Source organism: Treponema sp. R8-4-B8, assembly GCF_054786175.1.
On record NZ_BDHE01000414.1, the window covers coordinates 1 to 451 of the forward strand.

Annotated in this window: 1 pseudogene; it reads left to right on the plus strand. The window is 51.7% G+C overall.

The window, feature by feature from the left end:
* Positions 1-451 (plus strand): annotated as a pseudogene (locus ACYVRA_RS09020) (hypothetical protein); the annotation flags it as partial.

A 451-nucleotide genomic window follows, 5' to 3' on the forward strand; every position in this document is an offset into this window, starting at 1 on the left:
TCGAGGAAGGCGGCAAAGTTTCCTTCCCGGAAAACCACGTGACAAAATGGGGCGACAGTCTCGCCTCCGACGAAAACAGGGAAACCGCCATACAAGCCGCCGAAACCGCCGCCCGCTCGATCCTAATCAGGCTTGATCCGGCAGATGTGGAAACTAAGGAATTTTTATTGAAGTTACCTCTCGCAGAAACGCAAAGGCGCAGAGAAGAAGATGGGAATTTACCTCTCGCAAAGGCGCAAAGGCGCAAAGAAGAAGATGGGAATTTACATCTCGCAAAGGCGCAAAGGCGCAAAGGGGGAGAAAAGGGGTTTCCTCCTAATGCCTTTATTCTTTCTGATGAATTAGAAACCGCTCTTTCTCAACTCTCAGATTTCCCCACTACCCACTCCCCACTGCTCACAGCTCACTCCTCACCGACCTCCCCCCACACCTACCTCTTCGCAGAATTACC